Origin of the sequence: Pseudoalteromonas sp. BSi20429 (assembly GCF_000238895.1) — a bacterium.
GTDB lineage: Bacteria > Pseudomonadota > Gammaproteobacteria > Enterobacterales > Alteromonadaceae > Pseudoalteromonas > Pseudoalteromonas arctica.
Genome location: NZ_BADV01000073.1, coordinates 33,016 through 42,145 on the forward strand (window position 1 = coordinate 33,016; position 9,130 = coordinate 42,145).

Consider the following 9,130-nt stretch of genomic DNA (forward strand, 5'->3'; position numbering starts at 1 on the left):
TAATTGCCATTATTTTCCTTTATTATGTGTATATTATATTAAACACACAGTATTAAGGTCGATAAATGAGCAAAACCTGGGGCATATTGATGCTAAGCGTAGTTAGCGCACCATCGCTTGCCGAAACTGAACTGGCACACAACCTTTGTGGCATTTCAATGCAAACCAGAGCTTGGCAACCACTTGAAGGCCTTAACCTTGGTGAAGTTGATATTCAAGCTGATGATGTTGAGCTACTTGGCACTCAAAGCGCTGAATTTACCGGCAATGTTGATATTAACACCCTTAAGATGAGTTTGTCCGCACAAACTGCGTTGATAGACAAACAGCGTGGTTTATTAAATGCAACGGGGCCAATTACTTATCAAGATTACGTAAGTAAAGTAAACAGCACCGGATTAAATGCCGATTTAAATAATTCAGAAGTCAGTTTGTTAGGCGCCGACTACAGCCTAACCGAACAACAAGGTAAAGGCGGCGCTGAAAAGCTCACTGTTAATCAGTCTGGCCTATTACTCATGAATGCAAGCTTTACTACTTGCCCAAGTGACACCCCAGTATGGGAAATTGAAGCTGACGAAATAAACCTTTCACGCGAAGAAGGCTGGGGCGAAACATATAACGCCGTATTACGTATTCTCGATACACCGGTTTTATATTTACCTTATTTTACATTCCCGCTGGATGAGCGCCGTAAATCGGGTTTACTTACCCCGACTATTTCAAGCTCTGACAAATACGGTCTTGAAACAATTACGCCGTATTATTTAAATATTGCACCTAATTTTGATGCCACTATTACGCCTCGTTATATGTCTAACAAAGGGCTGCAATTACAAACCGAATTTAGATACCTAACAGAGCAACATGAAGGCTTAGTAGGAATTGAATATTTAGATAGTGATGATTCTGAGCCAGACTTAAATGAACGCTATATGTTTCATTGGCAACAGCAAAGTTATCTGGGTGAAAACTGGCGCGCAAACGTTGATGTAACCAATGTAAGCGATGATAACTACATCACCGATTTAAGCTCAAATTACGCCAGTAAAACCGATACACAGCTTTATCGTACTGGTTCACTTACTCATTTAGGTGAAACATGGCGCACCGATATAAAAGTGCAAAACTTTGAAGTACTGGGCGATCACTTAGAGTCATACACTGCAATACCACAAGTTAATTTTACGCAAACTGCGCCTTGGCGTTTTGATAATTTTGACTTTAGTGTGTCGGGCGAGATTAGCCATTTTACTAATGACTCATCAGAAGTGGCCATAGACAACGCAACTCGTGTACACGTAGAGCCTAAAGCACGCTACAACTATGCAACGCATGCATGGTCATTTTTATCTGAAGTGAGCTTACTGCAAACTAATTATAAGCAAAGCGGAAACTTAACAGGCACGCAATACAGCGATACCGTATCGCGTACTATTCCTAAAGTACGTTTGTATTCTCAGCTTAATTTTGAGCGTGACGCATCTTACTTTTTTGAAGATGCTATACAAACGCTAGAGCCGCAAATTCAATATTTATATACACCTAATAAAGACCAGTCAGACATTGGCTTATTTGATACAACTAAGCTACAAGACGATTATTATGGTTTATTTAGAGACGTGCGCTTTTCGGGTGTTGACCGCATAGCAGCAGCGAATCAGTTTACTTTAGGTGCTACAACGCGCCTATTTGATAAAAAACAAGAAGAAGTATTTAATTTTAGTGCCGGCCAAATATTTTATTTAAGTGATGACGCCAAGCCAACAGAGCAAGGCTTAAACTCAGACACTAATTATAATGCACTATTTGCAGCTCAAACCATGTTACATTGGCACCGCCGTTGGTACCTCGCTGGAGGTATTCAATACGATACAGATGGCAAGCAAATGGTACAGTCAAATGTAACACTTGATTATAAAGGTGATAATAATCAGCTAGTACAATTGAACCATCGCTATGCAAATGATGTCTCAGGAAATACAATCGAGCAAGCAGGTGTATTTACAAGTATTCCTATTAGCGACGAATGGCAATTTATTGCAAGCTATCATCGAGATCTTGAAAACAACAGAAGTATCGAAGTATTGAGCGGATTACAGTATGAATCATGCTGTTGGGCTATCCAAATTACTGGGCACCGCCAAATTGAAACAGATTTAAATCAATCAATAGGCCAAGAACAAGCAACTTTTGATTCAGGTATTAGTTTGAATTTTGTATTAAAAGGACTTGGCAGTAAAAGCCGTTATGATGCACAAAAATTATTACAACAAGGTATTTTTGGCTATCGTAGACCGTATTTTCTTAGTAACTAGAGTACTATCAGCAAGAGTAGTAAAAAGAATATGAATTTAAAAAAATTATTAACATCAGCAGTTTTAAGTGCCAGCCTTTGTCAAAGTGCAATGGCCGCACCAGTAGAAATAGATAAAGTTATTGGCGTTGTAAACCAAGGCGTAATTTTAAAAAGCGAAGTAGACACCATTATTAATCGTGTTAAAAAGCAAGCCGAAGAACAAAACCAGCAATTACCAAAAGATGAAACTCTTCGTGTACAAGCTGTTGAGCGTTTAGTAAATCAAGCCCTTATGATACAAATGGCTGAACGTATGGGGTTACAAATCTCAGACAGCCAACTCGATCAAACTCTTGCAAGCATGGCACAAGAGCAAGGCGGTACAATTGCCGATTTACGCCGTACTATTGAAGGTTCGGGCGAAAGCTTTCAAGCTTACCGTGAAGAAATTCGTAAAGAAATTACAACGCAGCAAGTAACACGTGCAAGCGTCGATCGCCGTATTTATATTAGCGAACAAGAAGTTGATAACCTTTTAAAAATTATGGAAACCCAAGGTCAAAGTGCTGAAGAGTACGACATTGGTCATATTTTAATAGATATCCCTAACGATGCGAACGCTGACGAAATTGCTGGCGCAAAAACACGCGCAGATAAAGTTATTGAGCTATTAAACGATGGCCAAGAATTTAAGCGTATTGCTATTTCATCATCAAGCGGCTCTAAAGCACTTGAAGGTGGACAGCTTGGTTACATGGGTATTAACGAAATGCCATCGCTTTTTGCTGAAGCAGTAAAAGGCCAAAAGAAAGGCGCTATTGTTGGCCCTCTTCGCTCTGGTGCTGGTTTTCATATCATTAAAGTACAAGATGTTCGTGGCCTACAAGTTGTAGAAACAACTGAAGTGCGTTCACGCCATATACTAATTAAACCTTCAATTATTTTAAGTGAAGAAAAAGCACGCTCTATGCTTGCTGGCTTTGCAAAAGACTTACGCGCAGGAACTGCTGACTTTGGAAAGTTAGCTAAAGAGTACTCAGAAGATCCTGGGTCTGCACTTAAAGGTGGCGAGTACGATTGGACAGATCCAACTACCTACGTACCTGCGTTTAAAGATACATTGCTTTCTCTTAAGCAAGACGAAATAAGCGAACCGTTTAGAACACAGTTTGGTTGGCATATTGTGCAGTTACTTGGTAAACGTGTAGCTGATAAAACTGAGCTAGCTAAACGTAACCGTGCTCACGGTATGTTGTTTAACCGTAAATTTAAGGAAGAAAGTTTTAACTGGCAGCAAGAAATGCGCGAGCAAGCTCACGTTGAAATTTTCACAGCAGACCAATAAATATGACCCTAAGAATTGCTATTACACCGGGTGAACCCGCCGGTATTGGCCCAGATTTGCTACTCACGCTTGCTCAGCAAGCGTGGGATGTTCAACTTATAGCGATTGCCGATGGCAAGCTATTAAAAGAGCGTGCAAAACATTTAGGCTTAACAATAAACTTAATTAAATTTGATGATAATGCCCCCGCCATCGCAGCACCTGCTGGCAGCTTGTATATTCATCAGGTTGATTTAGGGGTTGATGTAGAGCTAGGCGTACTAAACGACGGTAACGGACAATACGTGTTAGATACCTTGCGTATAGCAAGCGAAAAAAACATGGATGGCACCTTCGATGCAGTTGTTACGGGCCCGGTTCACAAAGGCATAATTAACAAAGCAGGTATTTCGTTTAGTGGGCACACTGAGTATTTTGCGCAGCAATCAAATACTGCTGATGTAGTTATGATGCTTGCAACAGAGGGCTTACGCGTTGCACTTGTAACTACGCATATTCCACTAGCGTATGTATCGCGTGCAATTACACCTGAGCGTTTAACTAAAGTAGCGGGTATTTTAAATCACGACTTACAAACTAAGTTTGGTATAGAAAAACCACGTATTTTAGTGTGTGGCTTAAACCCGCATGCAGGTGAAGATGGCCATTTAGGTCGTGAAGAAATAGAAACAATCACACCAACGCTTGAGATACTTAGAAGCGAAGGGATGAATTTAATTGGCCCACTACCGGCCGATACCTTATTTCAAGATAAATACCTATCTGAAGCAGATGCAGTGCTTGCTATGTATCACGATCAGGGATTACCTGTGCTAAAATACAAAGGATTTGGTAAATCGGTAAATATTACCCTTGGCTTACCATTTATCCGCACATCAGTTGACCACGGTACTGCTCTCGATTTAGCAGGGACTGGTACAGCTGACGTTGGCAGTTTTGAATTAGCGATCCGCGAAGCAATTAAGCTCGCCCAAGAAAAAGCACAAAATCAATGACCGATAAAGTACATTTAGGACACCGCGCTCGTAAGCGTTTTGGGCAAAACTTTTTATTTGATGAATCTATTATCGATAAAATAGTCTCTGCGATCGATCCTAAACCAGAAGACAACCTAGTAGAAATTGGCCCCGGCCTTGGCGCAATTACTGAGCCAGTAGCCGAATTAAGCGGCCATTTAACGGTTGTTGAATTAGATAAAGATTTAGCGCAACGATTAATTGAACACCCATTTTTGGGTCCTAAATTAACCGTTAACCAAGGCGATGCAATGACGTTTGACTTTGCAAGCTTGGTTCGCGATGACAAAAAATTAAAAGTGTTTGGTAATCTACCTTACAACATTTCGACACCGTTATTGTTTCATCTTTTTGAATTTTCAGATCATATTGAGCACATGCACTTTATGCTTCAAAAAGAAGTAGTAAAACGCATGGTAGCAGGCCCAGGTAGTAAAACATTTGGCCGCTTAAGCGTAATGACTCAATACTACTGTAATGCAATGCCGGTTGTTGAAGTACCACCTGAGTGCTTTAAACCAGCGCCAAAAGTTGACTCTGCGGTTATACGTTTAATACCTAAAAAGCCAGAGCAACGTACAGCAAAAAGCGTTAAAATATTAAACACAGTGTGTTTAGAAGCCTTTAATCAACGCCGTAAAACACTGCGTAACAGTTTAGGTAATTTACTAACTGCAGAAGAGCTTACTAGCATTGGCATTGATATAACGCTGCGTGCTGAGCGCTTATCTTTACAACAATTTATTGATATAGCTAACTGGATTTATGACAACAAGCAGTAATATTGGATCGCCTGTAAAGGTGTCTGTAGAAACATTTTACGTAGAAGGTCAATCTCAACCTGAGCTTGAAAAATACGTATTTGCTTACTCAGTAACGATTAAAAACCATAGTTTATGTAGTGCAAAATTACTGAGCCGCTATTGGTTAATTACCGATGCAAATGGCAAAGAAGTAGTAGTAGAAGGTGAAGGCGTTGTTGGCGAAATGCCAGACATTGGCCCAGGCGAAAGCTATAAATACACCAGTGGTGCAATTTTAGATACACCTGTAGGCACTATGCAAGGCCATTACACGTTACGCAACGAATTTGGCTCTGAGTTTCAGGCCCCTATTAATGTGTTTCGTTTGGCTTGCCCTAACATTTTGCATTAAGCACTTAGATGGCAGATTATGCGATAGGTGATTTACAAGGGTGTTTTAGTGAATTTAACACCCTTTTGCAACGTGTTGATTTTAACCCAAGCAAAGATCACCTTTATTTAGTTGGCGACATAGTTTCCCGCGGGCCAGACTCCCTAGCCTGCTTAGACTACATTTACCAACATCAAAATAGCATGACCATCACTTTAGGCAATCACGACCTTCACATGGTTGCCTGCTGCTTTCTTAACAAACCTATCAACCCAAAAGATAAACTAAACCCAATATTTGAAAGCCCAAAATTAGCACGTTACATCGCTTTTTTACAAACCCAACCATTAGCTTTAGAGCTTATAAAACATAACTGCTTTATATCTCATGCCGGATTAAACCCCGATTGGTCTATTGAAGATGCGCTCAAACAAGCACAATTTGCACAAAGCTGTTATCAATCAAACAATGCTAAAGCGTTTTTTGAACATATGTATCAGCCTCATCCGGAGCAATGGTCAAGCAACCTTGATGACTTTGCAAAATTTAGATACATAGTTAACTATTTTACCCGCATGCGATTTTTAACAAGTGATAACAAACTTGAGCTTAATGCAAAGGGTGCAATAACCGATAGCCAAACATTAACACCGTGGTTTAACCATCCTAATATAGCTAAAACTAAACACGATATTATTTTTGGCCACTGGGCCGCGCTTGAAGGTAGAACAGATAATCCAAGGGTTCACGCCTTAGATACAGGCTGTGTATGGGGTAACACCATGACCCTAATGGAGCTAAGTACAAAAAAAGTTATTGTAGAAAAATCCCACCTTTCGTCTAAATAAACTGAAAAAAAACAATACATCTGTTAGATTTATCAATTAATAGTTAAAATTAGTTAAAGTAATTGATTTTAATTACTTAACTTATTGGTACAAACGCCGATAAGTCTTAATTGAAGTACTTTTGAGTGGAAATCTTATGAACCTGACAGTAAGCCAACGTATTTGGGGTGGTTTTATATTTATCACACTATTATTATTAATAATTGGTGGTAACTCCTTAATAAAAATTGCAAATATTGACCGTTCTACTCAAAAAGTGAACCAACTATCACTTCCAGCACTAAATAAAAGCTCAGAACTACAAGCCGAATTTATTTTAATGAGTAAAGCCGCTCAAGCGAGTTTTTACACTACTTCTGCAAATGAACTAGCCCCCATTAAAAAGCAAGTTTTTGAGCAAAAGCAGTTATTCAATACCCTTCATCGCGAACTTCAAGACGTAGTAAAAAATGATGCAACGCTTAATCAAAGTAGCCAAAATGTAGAAAAAACCTACTTAAGCTTTTTAAGCACAGTTGAAAGCTTGTTAGAAGATAAAAGCAAACAGCTAGCATTAAACAAAACATTAAAAGCACAATTAGAAAATATAGAGCTAAGTGCAGAAGATGCCAATTCTGTTGTACTCGATATTATTGACATTGGCGGCTTTGAGCAAAACCACCCTCGTGCTTATCAAGCTGCAAACAATTTAGAAAATAACTTTATGTCGGTGGTAAGTAACAGCACTGATATGCTAACTGTTAAAACGCTTAATACACTCGATATTGTTAAAAACGAGCAAACCTATTACCTAGAAGAAGTAACGCGTACCATTGCCTTAATTAAACCGGCTATTGAGCAAACTCACAGCGATTTATACTCAAGCTTAAAAGAAAATGTTGATACTTTAGAAAACAATATAAAAGGTAGTAGTGGTTTAGCTGCAAACAAAAAACGATTAATTGACTCTATTACGCTAACAGAGTCAGAGCTTGCCCAGTCAGAGCAAGCCACCAAAATGGCACTTAACCAAATTGACGAGTTAGTTAATCAAGCAAGTGACGTTGCCTTTAAATTACAGCAAGGCGTGCGCAGCGACGTAGACTCAGCAAACTTATGGACGTGGGTTGGTATGATTATAGCCACTCTTTTAGCTGTAGCGATTGCTATTATTACTGTTAGCCGTATTACTAAACCACTTGCTGAAGTTAACCGAATTTTAGATATTGTTGCCAGTGGCGACATGACACAACGCTTAGACGACAGCGCTAAAGACGAATTTGGCGAACTATCTAAAAGTTGTAATACATTAATTGATAACTTACGCAGCCTAATTAAAGGCATTATTTCGCGCTCTACTCAGCTAGCTGCAGCATCAGAACAAACATCTGCAATTACAGCCGAATCAAGCCAAGCAATTCGTAACCAGCAAGCACAAGTTGAACAAGCCGCCACTGCAACAACCGAAATGAGCAGTACATCGCAAACGGTTAGTAATAGCGCTCAACAAGCACTTAGCGAAATTAAAAATGCTGATAAAGAAGCTGAGCGCGTTAAAGGTATTTCGAATAACAACAAAGCAACTATTGAGCAATTAGCACGTGAAGTAGACGACGCCTCTCAAGTAATTAATAAACTACATCAAGATAGCGCATCAATAGGCAGCATTTTAGATGTAATACGCGGCATAGCGGATCAAACTAACCTACTTGCACTAAATGCCGCAATTGAAGCTGCACGTGCTGGTGAATATGGTCGAGGCTTTGCTGTTGTAGCAGACGAAGTACGCTCTCTGGCGAGTAAAACTCAAGAGTCGACCCAAGAGATACAATCAATGATTGAGTCTCTTCAAACAGGCGCAGAAGCTGCCGTAACAGCAATGAGTAAAGGTAAGCAACGTGCGGTATCGTGTGTTGAGCAAACCGACCTAGCAAGTAGCGCTCTTGATTCAATTACATTTGCGGTTTCGCAAGCTCACGACGTAAGTGAAGAGATTTCGACTGCCGCACTTGAGCAACAACAAGTAGCACAAGAAATTAGCGAACGCCTTGAGTCGATTGTAGCCATTGCAGAGCAAACAGCCGAAGGCGCAAACCAAACTAATATCTCAAGTTCAGAAGTAGCAAAACTTGCCGAAGAGCTTCGCTTGTCGGTAGACGAATTTAAAGTTTAAGTTTACTAAAACGATTAAAAAACCCCGATGGTACTATGCACCATCGGGGTTTTTATTTATCAAGACTTTAAAAGTGAGATGTAAAACTTTGCCTACAACATACTCACACCCTATCGATGCGAATTTACTTCGCGCTTATCTAACTTAACTTTATAAAAAGCGAGGTGTAAAACCTCACCTACAATATATGCACACCCTATCGATGCGAATTTACTACACGCTAATCTAATTTAACTTTACCAAAAATAAGGTATAAAACCTCACCTACAATATATGCCACTTGTAGGTGCGAATTCACTTCACGCTCATGCAATACAACTTCACCAAATCGAGTTG

General features: G+C 39.7%; 7 protein-coding genes. All 7 read left to right on the forward strand.

Going from position 1 to position 9,130, the window contains the following annotated elements:
- Positions 1 to 65 precede the first annotated feature (65 nt).
- Positions 66 to 2,318 carry an LPS assembly protein LptD gene (lptD, locus tag P20429_RS05600; protein WP_007585085.1) on the forward strand — a complete coding sequence of 751 codons (2,253 nt, stop codon included), beginning with the start codon at positions 66 to 68 and terminating at the stop codon, positions 2,316 to 2,318.
- 30 nt (positions 2,319 to 2,348) lie between these two features.
- A complete protein-coding gene (gene surA, locus P20429_RS05595) occupies positions 2,349 to 3,644 on the forward strand; it encodes a peptidylprolyl isomerase SurA (RefSeq protein WP_007585086.1) in 1,296 nt (431 codons plus the stop codon).
- A gap of 2 nt (positions 3,645 to 3,646) precedes the next feature.
- Positions 3,647 to 4,639, forward strand: coding sequence for a 4-hydroxythreonine-4-phosphate dehydrogenase PdxA (gene pdxA, locus P20429_RS05590; RefSeq protein WP_007585088.1), 993 nt, complete (start codon positions 3,647 to 3,649; stop codon positions 4,637 to 4,639).
- The gene (gene rsmA / locus P20429_RS05585) at positions 4,636 to 5,442 is read left to right on the forward strand and encodes a 16S rRNA (adenine(1518)-N(6)/adenine(1519)-N(6))-dimethyltransferase RsmA (protein ID WP_007585090.1); all 807 of its coding nucleotides are present in this window, start codon (positions 4,636 to 4,638) and stop codon (positions 5,440 to 5,442) included. Before pdxA ends, rsmA begins: the two co-directional genes overlap by 4 nt.
- A complete protein-coding gene (apaG, locus tag P20429_RS05580) occupies positions 5,426 to 5,815 on the forward strand; it encodes a Co2+/Mg2+ efflux protein ApaG (RefSeq protein WP_007585091.1) in 390 nt (129 codons plus the stop codon). The genes rsmA and apaG overlap by 17 nt, the downstream gene beginning before the upstream one ends.
- A gap of 8 nt (positions 5,816 to 5,823) precedes the next feature.
- Positions 5,824 to 6,642 carry a symmetrical bis(5'-nucleosyl)-tetraphosphatase gene (locus P20429_RS05575; RefSeq protein ID WP_007585093.1) on the forward strand — a complete coding sequence of 273 codons (819 nt, stop codon included), beginning with the start codon at positions 5,824 to 5,826 and terminating at the stop codon, positions 6,640 to 6,642.
- A gap of 136 nt (positions 6,643 to 6,778) precedes the next feature.
- Positions 6,779 to 8,794: a methyl-accepting chemotaxis protein gene (locus P20429_RS05570; protein WP_007585094.1), complete on the forward strand. Its 2,016-nt coding sequence runs from the start codon at positions 6,779 to 6,781 to the stop codon at positions 8,792 to 8,794.
- Positions 8,795 to 9,130 lie beyond the last annotated feature (336 nt).

Excerpts from the sequence above, each read along its gene's own strand:
- apaG (WP_007585091.1), top strand. The coding sequence starts at position 5,426 with ATGACAACAAGCAGTAATATTGGATCGCCTGTAAAGGTGTCTGTAGAA.
- rsmA (WP_007585090.1), top strand. The coding sequence starts at position 4,636 with ATGACCGATAAAGTACATTTAGGACACCGCGCTCGTAAGCGTTTTGGG.
- surA (WP_007585086.1), top strand. The coding sequence starts at position 2,349 with ATGAATTTAAAAAAATTATTAACATCAGCAGTTTTAAGTGCCAGCCTT.
- pdxA (WP_007585088.1), top strand. The coding sequence starts at position 3,647 with ATGACCCTAAGAATTGCTATTACACCGGGTGAACCCGCCGGTATTGGC.
- lptD (WP_007585085.1), top strand. The coding sequence starts at position 66 with ATGAGCAAAACCTGGGGCATATTGATGCTAAGCGTAGTTAGCGCACCA.
- P20429_RS05575 (WP_007585093.1), top strand. The coding sequence starts at position 5,824 with ATGGCAGATTATGCGATAGGTGATTTACAAGGGTGTTTTAGTGAATTT.
- P20429_RS05570 (WP_007585094.1), top strand. The coding sequence starts at position 6,779 with ATGAACCTGACAGTAAGCCAACGTATTTGGGGTGGTTTTATATTTATC.